The sequence below is a fragment of the Methylobacterium sp. Leaf93 genome (assembly GCF_001422345.1).
GTDB classification, from domain to species: Bacteria; Pseudomonadota; Alphaproteobacteria; order Rhizobiales; family Beijerinckiaceae; genus Methylobacterium; species Methylobacterium bullatum.
This window is the reverse complement of sequence record NZ_LMMS01000023.1, coordinates 119,687-141,561: the sequence shown is the minus strand read 5'-3', so window position 1 is coordinate 141,561 and position 21,875 is coordinate 119,687. Positions and strand designations below refer to the sequence as shown.

Sequence of the window (21,875 nt, the reverse complement as noted above, 5' to 3'; positions counted from 1 at the left end):
CGCCCCGCATTCGACGCTATGCGCCGCCCGCTTCGCTGGCCGGCGTGATGCCGAGTTCGGCGAGCTTGGCCGAGACGGCTTCGATCGGCCGCTTGAGCTTCAGGCTGATGATGGAGACCGGCACGCGTTCGCGCGCCAGCGTCCGGAGTTCCGATACGTTTTCGAGCGTCCAGGCCGAATCGCTCGTTGCCATGGTCACCTCCTCACGTGGGCGGGCCGCCGCGACGGGCGTGGCCCATCGGATGAGCTAGGGCCGGGCGGATCGTCGAACAAGCCGCCGAACAAAATCCCGCCATGGCGCCCGGATGGGCATCCGGCTCCTTGACCTCGGGCGCGATGGCGGCGCACATCCGCGCCGGATCAGTCGGCCGGGCGGCCGCTCCGGTGCGAACCGGGGAGGAAAGTCCGGGCTCCATGGAGAGACGGTGCCGGATAACGTCCGGCGGGGGCGACCCCAGGGACAGTGCCACAGAGAGCAGACCGCCCCGCTTCATGCGGGGTAAGGGTGAAAGGGTGCGGTAAGAGCGCACCGCGGACGCGGCAACGCGGACGGCACGGCAAACCCCACCGGGAGCAAAACCGAATAGGGGCGACACGCTCGGTCCGACAGGACGGGGCAGGCCCTCTCTCCAGGCTCGTCGCCCGGGTTGGTTGCTCGAGGCGTTCGGTAACGATCGTCCCAGAGGAATGGCCGCCACGTCCGGGAGTTCGCTCCCAGGCCCTACAGAACCCGGCTTAAAGGCCGGCTGATCCGCTTCCCGCCCGCGCCGCGACAGCGCTCGGCGAGCTTCCCGGGCCCCATCGAATACGCTGCATAAAACCGACGAAACTTACCGTCGGTTAACCTTGCTGAGGTCTGATCGGTCTCGACGGAGCCCATGCGGGTCCGCGCGTTGACGGTGCTCAGAGGCTCATGTTACCCGAAATCACTTCGTCAGCGGCGATTTTGGGAACGGCGGACGCGCAGGGCGCTCGTCTCGGGCGAAGTGCGGGCCGCGTCCGCGACGTCTCGTCTTCCTTTGCCGTTCCGTCTCTTCCGGCCGCCTCGGAGCGGTCGATGCCCGCCGCAGGGACGCATGCGTCACATCCTTTCTTCCGTCGCCGTCCGGCGTCCTCGACCCGTTCCGCTTCGGCGCGCTTCGCCCCGGCCCGTCTCCAACGTCGCCATCGGCCGGGTCGCGGCATGACGGTCCTTCATGACGCCGTCCCCGACGGCCCGGCGGCGGCCCCGCCCCACATTCCCGTGCTGCTCGCGGAGGTCGTGGCCTCGCTCGGGCTGACCGGCGCGTCCCTGGCCGTGGACGGCACCTTCGGTGCGGGCGGTTACACCCGCGCGATGTTGCAGGCCGATCCGGGCGTTCGCGTGCTGGCCATCGACCGCGATCCAAACGCCATCGCTGGCGGCGCGGGCCTCGTGACCGCCTCCGAAGGGCGCCTGACCCTGGTGCCGGGCCGATTCGGTACGCTCGATGCCCTCGTCCGCGACCAGGGCGCCGAAACGGCCGACGCCGTCGTCCTCGATATCGGCGTCTCCTCGATGCAGATCGACCAGGCCGACCGCGGCTTCTCGTTCCGCAACGACGGCCCCCTCGACATGCGCATGGAGCGCGCCGGCCAGAGCGCCGCCGATCTCGTCAACGGCGCCGAGGAGGCGACGCTGGCCGACATCATCTACCACTACGGCGAGGAGCGCCGCTCGCGGGCGGTGGCCCGCGCCATCATCGAGGCGAGGCGGAAAGGCCCGATCGAGACCACGGCGGCGCTGGCCGAAATCGTGTCGAGCGTGGTCTGGGCCGATCCCGCCAGCGGAATCCATCCGGCGACGCGGACCTTCCAGGGGCTGCGCATCGCCGTGAACGACGAACTCGGCGAACTCGTCCAGGCGCTTCATGCCGCCGAGCGGATTCTTCGGCCCGGCGGGCGCCTTGCCGTGGTCACCTTCCATTCGCTGGAAGACCGCATCGTCAAGCAGTTCTTCTCCGCGCGTAGCGGCCGGGCGGCCCAGGCCTCCCGCCACCTGCCGAGCGCCGATGCGCCGACCCCGCGCAGCTTCACCATGGTGACGAAGGGGCCGGTGACGGCCTCGGATTCCGAGATCCATGCCAATCCGCGCTCGCGCTCGGCCAAGCTCCGGGCCGCCGAGCGCACCATGGCGCCCGTCGCGCCGCCGCTGGCCGCCATCGAAGCGCTGGCGGCCCTTCCCGCCCGGCGCGGTCACCTCGTCTCGAAGAGCGGTGGAGTGCGTCGGTGATCCGTCTGCTGAACGTCCTCGCCATCCTCGGCCTGATCGGATCGGCGATCTACGCCTACTCGATCAAGTACGACACACTGTACCAGGCCGGTCAGGTCTCGAAGGCCAAGAGCCAGCTCCACAAGGAGCGGCAGGCCATCGCGGTGCTGCGGGCCGAATGGCAGCTGCTGACCCGCCCCGACCGCCTGCAGGCGGCGGTGGAGCGCCATCTCGCCCTGGAGCCCATCGGCGTGAACCATCTCGGACGCCTCTCCGACCTGCCGATGCGTCCCGACCGCGGCGACGAGATCGGCCGCCTGCTGGCCGCCACCGCGACGCCCAAGGAGAAGTCGACGGCGAAGTCCTCCGACGAGCCGAGGACGACCGGTTCGATCACCACGCGCACCACGACCACCAAGCCGACGACCACCGCGTCGGCGACCAAGACGACCACCGTCCAAACCACCAGAACGCCCAATACGGTTTCGAGGTAGTCCCGTGTCAGACGAGACCGTTCACGATCATTCCCACACCGCCGAAGAGGCCGGGGACACCCACCACCCCGGGAGCGCTCCGCAGCCGGCGCCCGCCGCGCGTCCGACCTGGACGGTGATGGGCGTGGTGCGGGCGATGTTCCATCTGGCCATCGAGCGGTCCTATGCCCGCGTCGGCCTCGTCGGTCTCGGCTTCGCGGTGGTGTTCCTCACCATCGCCGGCCGGCTTGTGGCGATGGCGGCCTTCCCCCAGGCCGATAACGGCGACAACCGCGTCGCCGCCGCGGCCACCACCGCGATCCGGCCCGACATCGTCGACCGCAACGGCGAGATCCTGGCCACCGACATCCGCACGGTCTCGGTCTTCGCCGAGCCGAAGAACATCTACGACAAGGACGAGGCGGTGGAACTCCTCACCGCAGTCCTGCCCGAGCTCAACGCCACCGACCTGCGCGCCAAGCTCTCGACGAAGAAGGGCTTCGTCTGGGTCAAGCGCGAGATCACCCCGAAGCAGCAGCTCGAAGTGCATCGCCTCGGCATTCCGGGCGTCGGCTTCCTGCCAGACCACAAACGCGTCTACCCCAACGGCACGGCGGCGGCCCATATCCTGGGCGTGACCAACCTCGACAATATCGGCATCGCCGGCATCGAGAAGTACATCGACAATACCGGCCTGAAGGACCTCAACAGCCTCGGCTTCGTCGCCAAGTCCACCGACCTCCGGCCGGTCCAGCTTTCCATCGACCTGCGGGCGCAATTCGCCCTGCGCGACGAGCTCGCCTGGGGCCTCGACCACTTCAAGGCCAAGGCCGCGGCGGGCATGATCCTCGACGTGACCACCGGCGAGGTGATAGCGCTCGCCTCCCTGCCGGATTTCGACCCGAACAACCCGGCCGAGGCGAACAATCCCGACCGGATCAACCGGATGAATGTCGGCGTCTACGAGATGGGCTCGACCTTCAAGGCGATGACGCTGGCCATGGCGCTCGATTCCGGCAAGTACAACGTCAATTCCACCTTCGACACCCGCGGCGGCGTGCTCACCTGGGGCCGGCAGAAGATCCACGAATATCACGGCACCAACCGCACCATCACCATGCCGGAGGTGTTCACGCACTCCTCCAACATCGGCTCGGCCAAGATGGCGCTCGGCATCGGTGTGCCCGGCCACAAGGCCTTCCTGAAGAAGATGGGCCTGACCGACCGGATGCGGACGGAACTCCCCGAGAGCGCGGAGCCCATCGTTCCCTCGCGCTGGACCGAGATCAACACCATCACCATCGCCTTCGGACACGGTCTGGCGGTGGCACCGCTCCAGGCGGCGGCGGCGGTGGGCGCCATCACCAATGGCGGCAACCTCATCGTGCCGACCTTCCTCAAGACCACCGAGGCCGAGGCGCTGAAGAAGGCGACCCGCGTGCTCAAGCCCGAGACCAGCGAGGCGATGCGCTTCATCATGCGCCTCAACGCGGTGGAAGGCTCGGCCAAGAAGGCCTCGATCCCGCTCTACTATGTCGGCGGCAAGACCGGCACCGCCGAGAAGGTGATCCACGGCCGCTACGTGAAGAACCGCCTGTTTACGACCTTCATGGCCGCCGCGCCCATGAACAACCCGAAATACCTGTTCGTCACCATCATGGACGAGCCGCAGGGCCTGCCGGAATCCGGCGGCTACGCCACCGCCGCCTGGAACTCGGGCGTCGTCACCGGGCGGGTGATCGAGCGCGTCGCCCCGATCATCGGTCTGCCGCCGCAATTCGATCCGCCGGTGAAGCCGTTCCCCCTCATGGTAAAGCTCGGCGCGTATCACGCGACGATGCTCGACGGGCGATGAGCGGCATGACCCTCGGCGGATTGTTTCCCGAGGCCGAACTCGGTGCTGCGGCGGGAAACGCCGTCCATGGCATCACCGCCGACAGCCGCCGGGTCGTTCCCGGCGGCGTCTTCGTGGCGGTGCCGGGAACGCGGGTGGACGGCAAGGTCTTCGCGGCCAAGGCCTTCGCGGACGGCGCCGTCGCCATCCTCGGGGAGGGCGACCGGCCCGCCGACCTGCCGGCTGAGGCTCTCTGGATCGCCGTTCCCGACGTGCGCCGGGCCCTGGCGCTCGCTGCCGCGCGCTTCTCAGGCCGCCAGCCGGAGACCGTGATCGCGGTCACCGGGACCAGCGGCAAGAGTTCGGTGGCCGATTTCGTCCGCCAGATCCTGTCGCGACTGGGATTCGCTTCGGCGAGCCTTGGCACGGTGGGCATCGTCACCGATCGCGGCGCGCAATACGGCACGCTGACCACACCCGATCCGGTCTCGCTGCACGAGACCCTGGCGCGCCTGGCGGATGACGGCATCACCCATCTCGCCATGGAGGCATCGTCCCACGGGATCGAGCAGCGCCGCCTCGACGGCGTGACGCTCACTGTGGCCGGTTTCACTAATCTCGGCCGCGACCACCTCGATTATCACGCCACCATCGAGGAGTATCTCCAGGCCAAGCTGCGGCTGTTCACGACCCTCCTGCCGGATGGCCGGGCCGTGATCGTCAATGCCGACGGTCCCTTTGCCGACCGGGTCATCGATGCCGCGCGCGCTGCCGGGCACGATGTCCTGACGACCGGCATGAAGGGCGATGCCATCCGCCTCGTCGATGCCCGGACCGAAGGTTTCGCCCAGGTTCTGACGATCCGGCTCGGAGACGAGCCGGAAACGCACCGGGTCGACCTGCCCCTCGTCGGCGCCTTTCAGGTGGAGAACGCACTCCTCGCCGCCGGCCTCGTCGGCGCCGCCATCGGCCGCGACCGCATGGCGGACGTTCTCGCCACCCTCGAACACCTCACCGGCGTGCCCGGCCGCATGGAGCGGATCGGCGAGGTCAACGGTGCCCTCTGCCTCGTGGATTACGCCCACAAGCCCGAAGCCCTGGAGAGCGTGCTCGATGCGCTCCGCCCCTTCGCGACAGGTCGCCTGACCTGCGTCTTCGGCTGTGGCGGCGACCGCGACACCGGCAAGCGCCCGCTCATGGGTGCCATCGCGGCACGGAAAGCCGACCTCGTCATCGTCACCGACGACAATCCGCGCAGCGAGGATCCGGCCTCGATCCGCGCCGCCATCCGCGCCGCCTCTCCCGGCGCCATCGAGATCGGCGACCGGGCCGAGGCGATCCGCACCGCCATGCGCGGGCTCCGGCCCGGCGACGTGCTGGTGGTGGCCGGCAAGGGTCATGAAACCGGCCAGATCGTGGGCGCACAGGTGCTCCCGTTCTCGGATCACGAGGTGATCCGGTCTGCGATGGCGGAGGTGGGCGCGTGAGATCGATGGAGAGAGAATCGCTGATTTCAGCGCGTCTCACCCTCCCCCCTCTGCGGGGGAGGGTGCCTGCGGAGCAGGCGGGAGAGGGGACGACCTCTCCGGACAACGCGCTCCCCTCTCCCGACCCGCTTCGCGGGCCACCCTCCCCCGCAGAGGGGGGAGGGCATGCGCGCAGCCGCTCCATGCATGAGTCCGCCCGATGACCCCCCTCTGGACCCCCGAGGCCCTGGAAGCCGCCACCGGCGGCAGCCTGCTTGGCAATCCGAAACCGATCACCGGTGCCTCCATCGACACGCGGACGCTGCAGCCGGGCGACCTGTTCTTCGCCATTCGCGGCGAGGCGCGGGACGGCCACGATTTCGTTCGCGATGCCCTGGCGCGCGGTGCCGGAGCGGTCGTGGTCGCAGCCGACCGGGCCGATGAGTTCTCCGGCGCGGGCGGCGTCCTTGCCGTGTCGGGAGCGGGCGAAGATCCGATCCTCGAGGCCATGCGTGCCCTCGGCGCGGCCTCGCGCCGGCGCACGGATGCCGGCATCGTCGCCGTCACCGGCTCCGTCGGCAAGACCGGCACGAAGGAGGCCCTGCTCCACGTCCTGTCCGCGCAGGGGCGGACCCATGCGTCTATTGCCTCCTACAACAACCATTGGGGCGTGCCGCTGACCCTGGCGCGGATGCCCGCCGACAGCGATTACGGCGTGTTCGAGATCGGCATGAACCATCCCGGCGAAATCGTGCCGCTGACGACCATGGTCCGGCCGGACATCGCGCTGATCACTACGGTCGAGCCGGTGCATATTGAGCATTTCGCCTCGCTCTCGGCCATCGCCGATGCCAAGGGCGAGATCTTCTCCGGCCTGAGCGCCGGCGGGACCGCCATCATCAACCGCGACAACCCGAACTATTCCCGCCTGCTGGCCCATGCCCATGCATCGAAGGCGGGCCGGGTCGTCACCTTCGGCGAGCACGAGGAGGCGGATGTCCGTGCCCTTCGCATCGTCATGCGGCCCGATCTCTCCGTGGTGGACGCATCGGTGATGGGTATCCCCGTCACCTACCAGCTCGGAACGCCCGGCCGGCACACGGCGATGAACTCGCTCGGCGTCATGGCGGTGGTCCATGCCCTCGGCGCCGATCTCGCCCGCGCCGCCCTGTCCCTGGCCGCGTTGAAGCCCCCCGTCGGGCGCGGCGAGCGCACGGCGCTCAAGCTCAAGGACGGCGAGGCCTTTCTGGTGGACGAGAGCTACAACGCCAACCCGGCCTCGGTGCGCGCGGCTCTGGCCACCCTGTCCGGCATCGAGACCGGATCGCGCGGGCGCCGCATCGCGGTCCTCGGCGACATGCTGGAGCTCGGAGCGGCGGCGGAAGAGCACCACCGGGCCCTCGCCTCGGCGGTGGAAGAGGCCGGGATCGATCTCGTCTTCACCGCCGGCCCGATGATGCGCCACCTGTTCGAGGCGCTGCCGGTGAGCCGGCGCGGCGTCTCGGCCGGCGCGTCGTCGGATCTCGTCGATCCGCTCCTTGGTGCCCTGCGCGCCGGAGACGCCGTGATGGTGAAGGGATCGAACAGCATCCGCATGGGCCGCATTGTCGAAGCCCTCAAAGCCCGCTACGCGGGCGCCGTGGACCGCGCCGAGTCGGCGCAGGCCGCGATCCGCCAATAGACCTCCGTGTCAGGCACGGCTCGCCGGGAGAGCCCGCGAGCCGGGCGGCATGGCGGGGATGGAAAGGCGCGCGGCCTCCTCCAACCCCGATGATCCATTCCCAGACAAACCGCGACCGGGTGTCGGATGCTGTATCTCCTGTCGGACCTGAGCGGCACGCTCTCGCCCCTCAACGTCTTCCGCTACATCACCTTCCGTACCGGCGGCGCGCTGTTCACGGCGGGCCTGTTCGTGTTCTGGTTCGGGCCGCTCATCATCTCGCTTCTGCGCCTGCGCCAGGGCAAGGGGCAGCCGATCCGCGAGGACGGGCCTCAGACCCACCTGACCAAGCGCGGCACGCCAACCATGGGCGGGCTGATGATCCTGGCCGGCGCCATCGTGGCGATCCTGCTCTGGGCCAATCCGCGCAATCACTTCGTCTGGGTGACGCTGGCCGTGACCCTCGGATTCGGCGCTATCGGCTTCTACGACGACTACCTCAAGGTGACGAAGCAGTCGCATAAGGGGTTCTCGGGCAAGTTCCGGCTGCTCCTCGAAGCGTCCATCGCCATCTCGGCCTGCACACTGATCTCGTATTATTCGGCGCCCGCACTGCAGAACCAGCTCGCCTTCCCGGTCTTCAAGGACGCGCTCCTGAACCTCGGCTGGTTCTACGTCCTGTTCGCCGGCTTCGTCATCGTCGGCGCCGGCAATGCGGTGAACATCACGGACGGCCTCGACGGCCTCGCCATCGTGCCGGTGATGATCGCCTGCGGCACCTTCGGGGTCATCGCCTATCTCGTCGGCAACGTCTTCACCGCCAACTACCTCCAGGTGAATTACGTCCGCGACACCGGCGAACTCGCCGTCGTCTGCGGCGCGGTGATCGGTGCCGGGCTCGGCTTCCTGTGGTTCAACGCCCCCCCGGCGCAGATCTTCATGGGCGATACCGGATCGCTGGCGCTGGGCGGCCTTCTCGGCACCGTGGCTGTCGCCACCAAGCACGAGATCGTCCTCGCGATTGTCGGCGGTCTGTTCGTGCTCGAGATCATGTCGGTGATCATCCAGGTCGCCTCGTTCAAGCTCACCGGCAAGCGCGTCTTCCGCATGGCGCCGATTCACCACCATTTCGAACAAAAGGGCTGGAAGGAGCCGCAGGTCGTGATCCGGTTCTGGATCATCGCCGTGATCCTGGCGCTGGCCGGCCTCGCGACCCTGAAGCTGCGCTGAGCGTCGTATGATGGTTCGTCACAACCGGTCTTTCTCCCGCCGATCCACCTCGTCCTGAGGCGCCGCAGCGGAGCGGAGGCCTCGAAGGAGGCCTCCACTTCGTGCATTGGGCTCTGAAGGCCTCCTTCGAGGCCTGCTCGCGCGGGCCCCTCGGGTTGAGGTAGAGGGACAGGGACAGAGATCAGAGCATTGGCGAGTTCGAGACCCGCATGACCCCCGCCACCACCTTCGCCGGCCGCACGGTCGCCCTGTTCGGCCTCGGCGGCTCCGGCCTCGCCACGGCGCTCTCTCTCCAGGCCGGGGGCGCCCGCGTCGTCGCCTGGGACGACAGCCCCGAGAGCCAGGCCAGGGCGCGAGACCAGGGTATCGCCATCGCGGATCTGCGCAGCGCCGACTGGTCGGGCTTTTCCGCCCTGATCCTGGCCCCCGGCGTACCGTTGACCCATCCCATGCCGCATTGGACCGTCGGTCTCGCCAAGGCGGCCGGGATCGAGATCATCGGCGATGTCGAATTGTTCTGCCGCGAGCGGGCGAAGATCGCCCCCGATGCGCCTTTCGTCGCCATCACCGGCACCAACGGCAAGTCGACCACCACGGCGCTGATCGCGCATATCCTCAGTCAAGCCGGCCTCGACGTTCAGATGGGCGGCAATATCGGCACGGCGATCCTGTCGCTGGAGCCGCCGGCTCCGGGGCGCTACCACGTCATCGAACTGTCCTCGTTCCAGATCGACCTGACGCCGTCCCTCGCCCCCAGCGTCGGCGTGCTCCTCAACATCACGCCCGACCATCTCGACCGGCACGGGACGATGGAGAACTACGCGGCGATCAAGGAACGGCTGATCCGGGGCTCCGCCCTCGCGGTGGTCGGGGTCGACGACGAGCCCAGCCGCGCCATCGCCGACCGGCATCGGGGACCCCTCGTGCGGATCGGTGTCGCGCGGCAGGATGTGGATGGGCTGACCGTCCGCGACGGGATCGTGGCCGGGCGCTCCGGGGAGGCCATCGCGGATGTCTCCGGCATCGGCTCGCTCCGGGGCGCCCATAACTGGCAGAACGCCGCCGTCGCCATCGCCGTGGCCCAGGCTCTCGCCGTGCCCGATGGGCAGATCGCATCGGCACTCGTGAGTTTCCCCGGCCTGCCGCACCGGATGGAGGAGGTCGGCCGGCGCGGGCGGGTCCTGTTCGTCAACGATTCCAAAGCGACCAACGCGGATTCCACCGAGAAGGCACTCACGGCTTTCCGCGACATCCACTGGATCCTCGGCGGCAAGCCGAAGGAGGGCGGCATCGACCTGCTCGCGCCGCTGTTCGACCGCGTCGCCCACGCCTACCTCATCGGTGCGGCGAGCGACGCCTTCGCCGCGACGCTGGAGGGGAGGGTACCCTATACGCGCTGCGGCACCCTGGACGTGGCGACGAAGCGGGCGGCGGAGTCCGCTGCGACATCAGAAGCGCCGGAGCCGGTGATTCTCCTGTCGCCGGCTTGTGCCTCCTACGACCAGTTCAGGAGTTTCGAGGATCGGGGCGACCAGTTCCGCGCGCTCGTGCGGAGGCTGATCGGATAATCCGACCTCGCGTTGCTGGATTCCTAGTCCGCCCCCGGCCTCCCAGGACAGCGACGGCCTGACGCTTGGGCGACCGCCCTCCGCATACGGGGAACGCAAGACCGTCGGTTTAAGTCTTCGCTGACGGGGAGTGCCTCATGCTGAGGCCGGGCGCGTATCCTCGGGCGGGTTGGACGGGCGGAATGGCGGCAGGCGGGAGATGGAGCGCGAGTGAGGCGGGCGTCGATATGGCGTCGGCTGATCCTCGCCGTGTCTCGTCGGGCCCGCTCCACACCCTCGGCTACGCGCTGTTGGCGCTGGTCATCTTCTTTACGTGCTTCACTTTTATGAAGCCGTCGCCCTATGATTTTCTGGCATTGCCGACGATCGCGTTGTGGTTCCTGCTGGGGATCAGGCTCTACCGCTCGACGATCGTCATCGTCGCACTTCTGCTGATCTATCTGTCGGCCATCGTCATCGCGCTGATCCCCTATCTCGACGAGACAAATTCGGTCGAGTGGACCTATCAGGCCATCTATCTCGGCTTGACCGGGATTTTCTTCGTGATGTTCTTCTCGGACGAGACATCCGACAGGGTCGGTTTCGTCCTCAAGGCCTATCTCGCGGGAGCCCTCTTCGCCGCGATCTGCGGCATCTTCAGCTATTTCGACGTGCTCGGCGAAGACGTGCTGTTCAAGATGGACGGACGCGCCTCGGGCGTGTTCCAGGATCCCAATCTGCTCGGATCCTTCCTGATCCTGTCGGTGCTGTATCTCATCCGCAGGATGCTGGTGGGGGAGACGCGGCGGAACTTCCTGTCCGCGACTGCACTGCTCGTCCTGCTGGCCTGCGTCTTCCTTTCGTTCTCGCGCGGATCCTGGGGAGCGTGCCTCCTCGGCATCTGCCTGACGATCGGCCTCACATGGGCAACCTCCCCGTCGCGGGCCATTCGGCGGCGCATCGCCCGGCTGTCGGCCCTGACCATCCTCGTCGGCGCGCTCCTGATCGGCGGCCTGCTGTCGATGGAGGGTGTCTCCGAGCGCTTCACCGATCGGGCGCAGGTCACGAAGGATTACGATGAAGGCGAGACCGGACGGTTCGGCAACCAGCGCCGAGGCATCCCGATGCTCATCGATCGCCCCCTCGGTTTCGGGCCTCTGAGATGGCGCGTGGTCTTCGATCTGGAGCCGCACAATTCCTATATCGGCGGGTTCGCGAACGGGGGATGGCTCGGAGGTTTCGCGTTCGTCTCCATAGTCCTGACATCCGTCTTCGTCGGGTTTCGCCTGTGCCTCAAACCGTCGCCCTATCAGGGGCTCGCGCAGATCGTGTTTCCAGCCCTTCTGATGTTCTTCCTCCAGGCATTTCAGATCGATATCGAGAAGTGGCGTCATGTCTATATGATGCTCGGGATGCTATGGGGGCTCGAAGCCGCGCGTGTTCGCTGGTTGTCTCAGCAGCGATCGACCACCTGAAGTTTCGCATTGGGTCTATCGCCGTGGCGTCGAAGTCTCGCCGACGAAGGAATGTTGCTGTGCGCCGTAAAGAATGAGGCGGCTGAGGGCAAAATTCTCATGCGAGACATAGAACGTTATCCTTGCGACCCGCACATGTGATGCTCCGCAAGGCTGCCACCGCAGCTCAACGAGGCCCGATCCTTGATCACGCCGTCGCATGAAGCCGAGCGCGTCGCCGCGCTTCACGGCCTGGGTATCCTCGATACGCCCCCCGAAGAGCATTTCGAGGCCGTGTCGCGCACGGCCAGACGCCTCTTCGGGGTCGAGAAGGCCTATCTAGCCCTCATCGATTCGGACCGGCAGTGGATCAAGTCGGACTGTGATCTCGCCGGCAAGGAGATGCCGCGCCTCGAATCGTTCTGCCATCACACCATCGCCGGTGGCGACATGCTCGTGGTGCCGGATGCGCGCCTCGATCCGCGCTTCGCCGGGAACCCCTTGGTGACCGGCCCCGATCCCATCGTCTTCTACGCCGGCGTACCCCTGTGCCTCGAATCGGGTTTCCGCGTCGGCTCGTTCTGTCTCATGCACAGCACGCCGCGCCCGTTCAGTGCGGAGGATGAAGCAGCTCTGCGCGACCTCGCGGCCACCGTCACCGCCCATCTGCGCCTCGCGGACGCCCATGTGAGGCTGGTCCGGGAGGCTGAGGAACGCACGGCCCATCAGGCGACGATCGCCGACCAGCAGCAGGAGTTGCAGCAGCGCCAAGACGCGCTCTCCAGCGCGCATCACCTGCTCGCTATGGCGGAGGAGGTCGCCGGGATCGGCCATTGGCGCGTTCGTCTCGCCGATGGCCAGACCTTCTGGTCCACCGGCATCTACGTGATTGCCGGGCTCGATCCCGCGACCTCCGCGCCGACATTCGACGGGGCCATCGATCTGCATCATCCCGACGACCGGGAGCTGGTTCGGTCCAGCATCTCCGATGCGCTGGAGCGGAAAGGCGCTTTCGCCTTCGAAGCGCGGATGGTTCGTCCGACGGGGGAAATCCGGACGATGGTGGTTCGCGGCATCTGCGAACGCGATGTGACGGGTCTGGCCGTGGGTCTGGTCGGCACCGCCATCGACGTGACGGACGCCCGCAATTCCGACGCCGCCCTGCGGGAGCGGACGAGCCAATTCCGCCGTCTCGTGGACGCGGTGAGCGATTGCGCCTTCGTCACCCTCGACCGGACCGGGCATGTCGCCAACTGGAACAGCGGGGCCGAGCGGATCACCGGCTATTCCGCGAAGGATGCCATCGGTCGCCACGTCTCGCGCTTCTATACGACAGAGGGGCTCGAAGCCGGGGCACCGCGCATCGCGCTCGCCACGGCCGCCTATGAGGGGCGGCTCAAGTTCGAGTGCTGGCGGGTTCGCCGGGACGGCTCGCAATTCTTCGCCAGCGTCGCCATCGATGCCATCCGCGACGACGAGGGGGCCGTGGTCGGCTATGCCGAGATCACCCGCGACATCACCGAGCGCCGCGCGGCGGAGCTCGAGCTCCAGCGCAGCGAGGATCGCTACCGCACCCTTGCGGAGGCGCTGCCTGCGCTGATCTGGACGACCCGGCCGCCGGACGGGACGGCGACCTACGTGAATCGCGCCTTCACCGCTTTCTACGGCGATATCGGTCCCGAGCGGACCGAGCGCACGGCGCGCAACCATCCCGACGATGCCGAACGCATGGCGGTCGCCTGGCGGAACGCCCATGCCTGGGGGCGGACCTTCACGGTGGAGGGACGCCTGCGCCGCCATGACGGCGTCTACCGCTGGCACAAGATCGTAATGATCCCGATCCCGACCCATGACGACCGGGCGCCCGATGCCGCCGAATGGCTCGGCACCGCCCTCGACATCGACGACATCATCACCGCACGCCAGCGGTTGGAGGAGACCACCGACCTGCTGCGCATCGCCCAGGAAGCGGCCGATGCGGGCACCTGGTATCTCGACCTCTGGACGGATACCATCACCCTCAGCCCGAAAGCCGTCGGTCTGTTCGGCCTCCCCGGCGAGGGCGCTCGGGCCATGCCCGTCAAGGACTGGATCCCGCTGGTCCATCCCGATGACAGGCAGGCGGTCCGAGAGGAAGCGGCCCGCGCGATCCGAAACCGGACCAACTACGTCGCCGAGTACCGCATTGTCCTGGACGCGGAGGAGCGCTGGATCTCGACCTGCGGTCGCGTGCTCTACGACGCGGCCGGCGCGCCTTATCGGATGGTTGGCCTGCATTTCGACATCACTGAGCGCAAGACGGTGTGGGCGGCGCTACAGGCGGCGACGGCCACGGCCGAGCGGGCCAGCGCTGCGAAGAGCGAATTCCTCGCCGCCATGAGCCACGAGATCCGGACACCGCTCAACAGTATCCTCGGCTATGCCGACCTCCTGCTGGAGGCGACGAGCCGGACGCCGGACGACAGGCACCGTCTCGAATTGGTCCGTGGGGCGGGCGCCGCGCTCCTCACCATCGTCAACGACGTTCTCGACTTCTCGAAGATCGAAGCGGGGCAGTTCACCCTGGAATTGCTGCCGTTCCCGTTGCGCGACCTCATCGAGAACACGGTGGAGATCGTGCGTGGCAGTGCGCTCAAGAGCCCCGTGACCATCCTCTCGCATCTCGACCCCGCGCTGCCGCCCTGGGCACTGGGGGATGCGAACCGGCTCCGGCAGGTCCTGCTCAATCTCCTCAACAATGCGGTGAAGTTCACTCCTGCCGGTTCCGTCACCCTCAATGTGAGCCAATGCGGCGAGGAGGCGGGCGGCCCCATCCTGCGCTTCGAGGTGGTGGATACCGGGATCGGCATCTCGGAGGAGGAGCAGGTCCATCTGTTCCAGCGCTTCAGCCAGGTCGATTCCTCCATCAGCCGTCGCTTCGGCGGCACCGGACTCGGCCTCGCCATCTGCCGCCGCCTCGTCTCGATGATGGATGGGGAGATCGGGGTCACGAGCCGTCCCGGCGAAGGATCGACTTTCTGGTTCACCCTCGCCCTGCCACGCGCGGACGCGGCGAGCGGCCCCGCAGAGGCCGGTGCGGAGAGAGTGGTGGCGAGGGAGGCCATGGTGCCGAGGCCGGTGCGGATCCTCGTCGCCGAGGACGTGCCGGTGAACCAGACCCTGGCTCGGGCGGTCCTCGAACTCGCCGGCCACAGTGTCGACGTGGTGGGCAACGGTGCGGAGGCGGTGGCCGCGATCCAGGCCCATGCGGGCGGACCGCTCGCTTTCGATCTCGTCCTCATGGACGTCCAGATGCCCGGCATGGATGGGCTCGCCGCCACGCGCCTGATCCGCGCCCTGCCTACCCCCGCCTGCGCGGTGCCGATCATCGCCATGACCGCCAACGTCCTGCCCGAGAAGATCGCTTCGCTGACGGCCGCGGGCATGGACGACCATGTCGGCAAGCCGTTCAAGCGCGATGCGCTCTACGCGGCCATCGCCCGTTGGAGCGGCCCCGTGGCTACCGGCGACGCGCCGGCCTCACCGACCATTCTCGACCGCGAGGTCTACGAGTCGCTGAGGGACATGGTGGGGCCGGAGCGGGCGACGGTCCTGCTGTCGATGCTCGCCGACGAACTCATCGACCGGTTCGGGTCGTCGCCCGAGGCCGTGGATCTGTCGGGCATGGAGCCGGCGGATCTGGCCTACGACGCGCACGTCATGGTGTCGGCCGCCGGGCTGCTCGGCTTCGTCGGTCTATCGGATCTCTGCCGCGAGATCGAAACCGCATGCCGCAACGGGGACGACCTCGCGCCGCTGGTCCAGCGCCTCATCGTCGTCCGGGACGGTACCCTTGGAACGATCAGGATGCTGCAAGCCGCCTGACCGTTCGGCAAGAGTCCATACCGGGTCTCCCTGACCCTGACCCACAGGTCGGGGAGGTTCGGTATCACTCGGTCTCGGGGGTCGGCTCGTCGTCCGGCTCGGGTTCCGCCGTCCAGGCCGTGGCGAAGGCGGCGAGCTGCATGGCATCCTTGAAAGCCATGACCGAGACGTTGCGCTCGGTGGGCATTCCACCCGGATAAGGAGCGATCAGGACGGTCTCCTGGGAGAGACGCGCGCCGGGGGTCTTCTCGGCGATCCAGGCCTCCGCCTCGGCGCAGAGACGTGCCGTGTCGGAGGGATCTCGTGCGCGGGAATCCGAGCGCAGCACGAGGACGTAGGGGCCGAGCGTCGGATTGCGCTGCTGCAGGCCCTGGATGATGTCGATCATGATCGTGTCTCGTCACGTTCCTGCCGGGGGCGCGGCACGGCCCCCAGCTAATCCGGTCGTTTAATGGAGTTTGACCCGCGGCTCCGTGCGCCGCGTCAGGGCGCGGGCCGTGGCGTCGAGAGCGGTCTTGATCGTGCCGTGCAGGGCGCGCTCGTGCATCTTGTAGAGCGACCAGTACATCATCCGCGCGAACAGCCCGGCGATGAACATGTTCTTCCCCTGGATGAAGCCCATCAGGTTGCCCACCGTGGAATATTCCCCGAGGGACACCAGCGAGCCGAAATCCCGGTACTTGAACGGCTTCAGGGGCTCCCCGGCCATCTTGACCGGGATCTGCTTGATGAGATGGCTCGCCTGCTGGTGCGCCGCCTGCGCACGCGGCGGGATCGGAGTGTCCGAGCCCTGCTCCACGAGATAGGCGCAGTCGCCCATGGCGAAGATGTCGGGATCGCGCGTGGTCTGGAGCGTCGGCGTGACCACGAGCTGGTTGTTGCGCGTGGTCTCGAGGCCGCCGATCTCCTGCAGGAACGGCGGCGCCTTTACGCCGGCCGCCCAGACCACGAGTTCGGAGGGAATGAACCCGCCATCGGCGAGCTGGACGCCGTCGGCTCGGACTTCCGTCACCCGTGCCTGAGTGCGGACCTCGACGCCGATCTTGTTCAGCAGCGCCATCACCTCCGCAGAGAGACGCTCGGGGACGGCCGGCAGGATCCGGCTCGCCGCCTCGACGAGGGTGATCTTCAGGTCCTTGGCGGGGTCGATCTTGTCGAGGCCGGTGGAGGCCACGTCACGGGTCGTGCGATGAAGCTCCGCCGCGAGTTCGGTGCCGGTGGCGCCGGCACCGATCACCGTCACGTGGAGCTGGCCGGGGCGCACCGGCCCGACCTGGGTGTGTGCGCGCAGCATGCCGTTGACGAGGCGCTGATGGAACCGTACCGCCTGGTCCGGCGTGTCCAGGGCGATGGCGTTCTCCTTCACCCCCGGCGTGCCGAAATCGTTGGTGGTCGAGCCCACCGCCAGGACCAGCGTGTCGTAGGGGATCGAGCGGACGGGCGTGACCTCGCGGCCCTCGGCATCGTGGCTCGCGGCGAGCTGGATCGTGCGCGCGGACCGGTCGAGCCCCGTCATCGAGCCGATGCGATAGCGGAAATGATGCTGATGCGCGTGGTGGAGATAGTCCACGGCGTGGTGGCCGACATCGAGGCTGCCCGCGGCGACCTCGTGCAGCAGCGGCTTCCAGATATGGGTCCGCGCCCTGTCCACGAGGGTGACGTGTGCCTTGCCCTTCCGGCCCAGCGTGTCGCCGAGCTTGGTGGCGAGCTGAAGCCCAGCCGCGCCTCCACCGACGACCACGATGCGGTGGAGGTTATCCACGGTTTCGCCCGGTACCATGCGTCCCTCGTCCCTTGAACTTGAGCGGCAGGCGGCCCGCCTTTTTCTCCGCTCGGGTCTTATAGGCAAAATCTTTTTTGAACGGCAGCCTCAGCTACGCGGCCCGGCCGATATTCTCACGCGGGCGCGCCGGGCTGGCGCAGGGGATGCGCCCTGGCGAACGCCTCCTGCCCCAGGCAATCCTCGGCGATCCGCCTCACGGTGGGATAGGGCGCGGTCTCGACGCCGAAGATGCCGGTGCCGACCCAGAGGCTCACGAGGCAGAGGTCGGCATGGCTGATCGCGTCTCCCTGAGCATAGCGGCCGGTGCCGGGCTCGTGGGCGAGGCGGGTCTCCAGGGTCTTGAGCCCGGTCTCGAACCAATGCCGCACGAACCCCATCATGCCGTCCTTCGGGATGTCGTAGGCCGACATCAGGTAGTTGCGCACCCTCGGAACATAGAGCGGATGAGTATCGCAGGCGACCACCTGCGCCAGGGACCGGGCGCGCGCCCGGGCTTTCGGATCGCTCGGAAGCAGGGCCGGCTCGGGATGGATGTCCTCGAGATAGTCGAGGATCGCCAGCGATTGGGTGAGGGGAGGGCCTTCGCCGTCGAAGAAGGCCGGCACGGCGCCCTGCGGGTTAATGGCGAGATACTCGGGCTTGAACTGGTCGCCGGCATCGAGATCGATGAAGGTCTCCTCGCAGGCGAGGCCCTTGAGGTTGAGGGCGATGCGCACCCGGAAAGCGGCGGCCGAGCGCCAGTTGCCGTATATCTTCATGGCCGTCTCCCCTTCAGCCTTTGTTCGCCGCGGACCACACCCGACAACGAAGCCGTCCGCAAGTGCCGATTCCGTCAGAGGGACCCGGACGTCCTGGCCATGATCGTGCATTTGGCAGCGAGGCCGCCTTCGCGCATAGACGGAGCGAACCGGCCACCATCTCAGTCCGACGGGTGAATGCGAGATGCAGATCGAAACGCCCTACCTGATGTTCCTCGGCGACGTGCCCGATACGTTGGCGGCCAAGACCGCCTACGGTATCGCCGACTGGCGGCCGAACTGGTGCGTCGGCCAGTTGCGCCTGCCCGGCTGCGCCGCCGATCTCGGCATCCCGGACCTCACCCTGGACGAGGCCGTGGCCAAGGGCTGCCGGACCATGGTCATCGGCGTCGCCAATGCCGGCGGCGTGCTCCCGACGCATTGGGTGTCGGAGGTCGTGGCCGCCCTGAATGCGGGGCTCGACATCGCCAGCGGCCTTCACGTGCGCCTCGGTTCGCTGCCGGAGATCGCCGAGGCGGCCGAGAAGAACGGGCGCCAGTTGCACGACGTGCGCCACACCACCGAGACCTTCGACACCGGCAAGGGCATCAGGCGGCCGGGACGTCGCTTGCTGAGCGTCGGCACCGATTGCTCCGTGGGGAAGAAATACACCGTCCTCGCCCTGGAGCGCGGCATGCGCGAGCGCGGCCTCGATGCGGATTTCCGGGCCACCGGCCAGACCGGCGTGTTCATCTCCGGGCGAGGCGTCGCCATCGATGCGGTGGTGGCGGACTTCATCTCCGGCGCCGTGGAATGGATCGCCCCCGCGGCGGATCCGGACCATTGGGACCTGATCGAGGGACAGGGCTCGCTCTACCACCCGTCCTTCGCCGGCGTCAGCCTCGGCCTGCTCCACGGTGCCCAGGCCGATGCCTTCGTCGTCTGTCACGAGCCGAGCCGCAAAGCCATGCGCGGCGTGGCGCATCCGCTGCCGTCGATCCAGCAGGTGATCGACCTCACGATCCAGCTCGGCAGCCTCACCAATCCCGGCATCTGCCCGGTGGGGATCGCCGTGAACACGCAGAAACTCGGGGAGGACGAGGCCCGTACCCTGCTCCAGGATCTGACCAAGGAGCACGGGTTGCCCGCCACCGATCCGGTCCGGTTCGGCGTCGACGGGATCATCGACCGTCTGCTGGCGGAGTTCCCCGCCGGGAGCGCGGCATGACCCGCCGCCTCACGGTCGCGGTGGAGCGCTTCCCCATCGCCGGAGCCTTCACCATCGCGCGGGGCAGCCGCACGGAAGCGGTGGTGGTGCTCGCCACCATCACGGACGATGCCGACGGCCATCTGGGCCGGGGCGAATGCGTGCCCTACCCGCGCTACGGCGAATCCCCCGAGGGCGTCTGCGCCTTGATTTCCGAACAGGCAGACGCGATCGCGGCGGGGGCCACGCGCACCGATCTGCTCACGCTGATGAAGGCGGGAGCGGCGCGCAACGCCGTCGATTGCGCCCTGCTCGATCTGGAGGCCAAGCAGCGCGGCCGCCCGGCCTGGGAAATCGCGGGCCTGAGCCCGCCGCAGGTCGCCACCACCGCCTATACGCTGAGCCTCGGCACGCCGGAGAGCATGGAGGAGGCCGCACGCGGCGCGGCGCACCGGCCCCTGCTCAAGGTCAAGCTCGGCGGAGAAGGCGATCCCGAGCGCATCGCCGCCGTGCGTCGCGGCGCGCCGGAATCGCGCCTGATCGTCGATGCCAACGAGGCGTGGCGCGGAGAGACCATCGAGGCGAACCTGGCCGCCTGCCTCGCCGCGGGGGTCGGCCTCATCGAGCAGCCGCTCCCCGCCGGCGAGGACGCGTTGCTCGCCCGTATCGCCCGGCCGATCCCGATCTGCGCCGACGAGAGCCTGCACGACCGCGCCGGCCTCGACGCGCTCTCCGACCGCTACGACGCCATCAACATCAAGCTCGACAAGGCCGGCGGCCTCACCGAGGCGGTGATGCTGGCGCACGAGGCAAAGGCGCGGGGGCTCTCGCTGATGATCGGCTGCATGGTCGGCACGTCGCTGGCCATGGCGCCCGCCATGCTGCTCGCCCACCACGCCGATTATGTCGATCTCGACGGGCCCCTGCTGCTGGCGCGGGACCGCGAGCCGGCCCTGCGCTTCGACGGCAGCCTGATCCATCCGCCGACGCCGGATCTGTGGGGATAGGGCCGAGAGTTCTCGACGCCCGGTTCGGGTTTCAAATCTCGGCGAACGACCCTGCAAAATGGTGCCGATCCCCGTCGCCGAGTTGACGGAATGGTGCAGGGACGGGCATGGCCCGATGCGTGCGACCCGGATCGGCCGCAAGCGTGACAGGTCCACCATGTTGAAGACCCGAATCATTCCCTGCCTCGACGTGAAGGACGGGCGCGTCGTCAAGGGCGTCCAGTTCCTGGAACTGCGCGATGCCGGCGATCCGGTGGAGGCGGCCAAGGCCTATGACGCGGCCGGCGCCGACGAACTCTGCTTTCTCGACATCACCGCGAGTCACGAGGCCCGCGGCACCCTGCTCGACGTGGTGAGCCGCACGGCCGAGGCCTGCTTCATGCCGCTCACGGTCGGGGGCGGCGTGCGCACGGTGGAGGATATCCGCACCCTGCTCCTCGCCGGGGCCGACAAGGTCTCGATCAACACGGCGGCGGTGAACGACCCCTCCTTCGTGGAGCGCGGCGCCCTCAAGTTCGGCAGCCAGTGCATCGTCGTCGCCATCGACGCCAAGCGGACCTCCGCCCCGGGCGAGCCGGATGCCTGGCAGATCTTCACCCATGGCGGGCGCAAGCCCACCGGGCTCGACGCCATCGACTTCGCCCGGACCGTGGCGGCGCGCGGTGCCGGTGAACTCCTCGTCACCTCCATGGACCGGGACGGGATGCGCTCGGGCTACGACATCGCCCTGACACGGGCGATCTCGGACGCGGTCTCGGTGCCGGTCATCGCCTCGGGCGGCGTCGGTGGCCTCGACGACCTCGTGGCAGGCGTGCGCGACGGTGGCGCCAGCGCGGTGCTGGCCGCCTCGATCTTCCATTTCGGCCAGCACACCGTCGCCGAGGCCAAGGCGCATATGGCGAAGGCCGGCTTGCACATGCGGCTCGACCCGTGACGGGTCGCGGCGCCGAGGTCCGACCCTTGCCCAATCCCTTCCCGTGCCGCAGGCTCCCCGCCGTAGCGTGCATCGTCCGGCCTGCCGAGAGCTAGGATCGCATGACCGATTTCACCCTGAGCGACCTGGACGCCCTCATCGCCGACCGCGCCGCCGCGCCGCCGGACCAGTCCTACACGGCCAAGCTCCTGGCCGGCGGGCCGGCCAAGCCCGCCAAGAAGCTCGGCGAGGAAGCGGTCGAGGCCGCCATCGCCGCCGTGCAGGGCGATCGTGACGGGCTCGTGAGCGAGGCGGCGGACGTGCTCTACCACCTCCTCGTGCTGCTGCGCGCCGGCGGCGTCGCCCTGCCGGAGGTGATGGCGGAACTCGAGCGCCGCACCGCCCAGAGCGGCATCGCCGAGAAAGCGGCCCGGAGGCACACGTGACCGTCGAGCCGTCACGGCCCATCG

General features: G+C 68.3%; 17 protein-coding genes and 1 other RNA gene. 14 read left to right on the top strand and 4 right to left on the bottom strand.

The window, feature by feature from the left end:
- Positions 1-16: 16 nt before the first annotated feature.
- Positions 17-193 (bottom strand): hypothetical protein, encoded by a 177-nt coding sequence (locus tag ASF26_RS23150; RefSeq protein WP_200925922.1) that lies wholly within the window; start codon positions 191-193, stop codon positions 17-19.
- Between the two features lie 167 nt (positions 194-360).
- Between ASF26_RS23150 and rnpB the strand changes: the two genes are divergently transcribed.
- The 10 genes from rnpB (at position 361) to ASF26_RS12360 (ending at position 15,758) form a co-directional block, all read left to right on the top strand.
- Positions 361-754: RNase P RNA component class A (gene rnpB / locus ASF26_RS13690), an RNA gene on the top strand.
- A 429-nt stretch (positions 755-1,183) separates the two neighbouring features.
- Positions 1,184-2,251, top strand: a complete 1,068-nt coding sequence (gene rsmH, locus ASF26_RS12400) for a 16S rRNA (cytosine(1402)-N(4))-methyltransferase RsmH (protein WP_056254197.1) — start codon at positions 1,184-1,186, stop codon at positions 2,249-2,251.
- Positions 2,248-2,724, top strand: coding sequence for a hypothetical protein (locus ASF26_RS12395; RefSeq protein WP_056254194.1), 477 nt, complete (start codon positions 2,248-2,250; stop codon positions 2,722-2,724). Before rsmH ends, ASF26_RS12395 begins: the two co-directional genes overlap by 4 nt.
- A gap of 4 nt (positions 2,725-2,728) precedes the next feature.
- Complete coding sequence (locus ASF26_RS12390) at positions 2,729-4,558, top strand: penicillin-binding protein 2 (protein ID WP_056254189.1); 1,830 nt, start codon at positions 2,729-2,731, stop codon at positions 4,556-4,558.
- A complete protein-coding gene (locus tag ASF26_RS12385; protein WP_056254186.1) occupies positions 4,555-6,024 on the top strand; it encodes a UDP-N-acetylmuramoyl-L-alanyl-D-glutamate--2,6-diaminopimelate ligase in 1,470 nt (489 codons plus the stop codon). Before ASF26_RS12390 ends, ASF26_RS12385 begins: the two co-directional genes overlap by 4 nt.
- A gap of 199 nt (positions 6,025-6,223) precedes the next feature.
- The gene (locus tag ASF26_RS12380) at positions 6,224-7,684 is read left to right on the top strand and encodes a UDP-N-acetylmuramoylalanyl-D-glutamyl-2,6-diaminopimelate--D-alanyl-D-alanine ligase (protein ID WP_056254183.1); all 1,461 of its coding nucleotides are present in this window, start codon (positions 6,224-6,226) and stop codon (positions 7,682-7,684) included.
- A gap of 126 nt (positions 7,685-7,810) precedes the next feature.
- Positions 7,811-8,893, top strand: a complete 1,083-nt coding sequence (gene mraY, locus ASF26_RS12375) for a phospho-N-acetylmuramoyl-pentapeptide-transferase (protein WP_018045176.1) — start codon at positions 7,811-7,813, stop codon at positions 8,891-8,893.
- Between the two features lie 209 nt (positions 8,894-9,102).
- A complete protein-coding gene (murD, locus tag ASF26_RS12370) occupies positions 9,103-10,461 on the top strand; it encodes a UDP-N-acetylmuramoyl-L-alanine--D-glutamate ligase (RefSeq protein WP_056254179.1) in 1,359 nt (452 codons plus the stop codon).
- A 227-nt stretch (positions 10,462-10,688) separates the two neighbouring features.
- Positions 10,689-11,915 carry an O-antigen ligase family protein gene (locus tag ASF26_RS12365; RefSeq protein WP_056254176.1) on the top strand — a complete coding sequence of 409 codons (1,227 nt, stop codon included), beginning with the start codon at positions 10,689-10,691 and terminating at the stop codon, positions 11,913-11,915.
- A 183-nt stretch (positions 11,916-12,098) separates the two neighbouring features.
- Positions 12,099-15,758 carry a PAS domain S-box protein gene (locus ASF26_RS12360; protein WP_056254173.1) on the top strand — a complete coding sequence of 1,220 codons (3,660 nt, stop codon included), beginning with the start codon at positions 12,099-12,101 and terminating at the stop codon, positions 15,756-15,758.
- Positions 15,759-15,822: 64 nt separating this feature from the next.
- Here ASF26_RS12360 and ASF26_RS12355 read toward each other — a convergent pair whose 3' ends face one another.
- The 3 genes from ASF26_RS12355 to maiA form a co-directional block, all read right to left on the bottom strand.
- Positions 15,823-16,146: a hypothetical protein gene (locus ASF26_RS12355; RefSeq protein ID WP_056254170.1), complete on the bottom strand. Its 324-nt coding sequence runs from the start codon at positions 16,144-16,146 to the stop codon at positions 15,823-15,825.
- Between the two features lie 60 nt (positions 16,147-16,206).
- Complete coding sequence (locus ASF26_RS12350) at positions 16,207-17,538, bottom strand: NAD(P)/FAD-dependent oxidoreductase (RefSeq protein ID WP_056254167.1); 1,332 nt, start codon at positions 17,536-17,538, stop codon at positions 16,207-16,209.
- A gap of 116 nt (positions 17,539-17,654) precedes the next feature.
- Positions 17,655-18,299 (bottom strand): maleylacetoacetate isomerase, encoded by a 645-nt coding sequence (gene maiA / locus ASF26_RS12345; protein ID WP_056254163.1) that lies wholly within the window; start codon positions 18,297-18,299, stop codon positions 17,655-17,657.
- A 184-nt stretch (positions 18,300-18,483) separates the two neighbouring features.
- On the opposite strand from maiA, the gene dgcN reads away from it, so the two are divergent.
- From dgcN to ASF26_RS12325, 4 genes are all read left to right on the top strand, one after another.
- On the top strand, positions 18,484-19,506 hold the full coding sequence (gene dgcN / locus ASF26_RS12340; protein WP_056254160.1) for an N-acetyltransferase DgcN: 1,023 nt from the start codon (positions 18,484-18,486) through the stop codon (positions 19,504-19,506).
- Positions 19,503-20,492: an N-acetyl-D-Glu racemase DgcA gene (dgcA, locus tag ASF26_RS12335; protein WP_056254156.1), complete on the top strand. Its 990-nt coding sequence runs from the start codon at positions 19,503-19,505 to the stop codon at positions 20,490-20,492. Before dgcN ends, dgcA begins: the two co-directional genes overlap by 4 nt.
- A gap of 157 nt (positions 20,493-20,649) precedes the next feature.
- Positions 20,650-21,426, top strand: coding sequence for an imidazole glycerol phosphate synthase subunit HisF (gene hisF / locus ASF26_RS12330; RefSeq protein ID WP_026176174.1), 777 nt, complete (start codon positions 20,650-20,652; stop codon positions 21,424-21,426).
- Between the two features lie 101 nt (positions 21,427-21,527).
- The gene (locus ASF26_RS12325; protein WP_056254153.1) at positions 21,528-21,851 is read left to right on the top strand and encodes a phosphoribosyl-ATP diphosphatase; all 324 of its coding nucleotides are present in this window, start codon (positions 21,528-21,530) and stop codon (positions 21,849-21,851) included.
- The last annotated feature ends 24 nt before the right edge of the window (positions 21,852-21,875 follow it).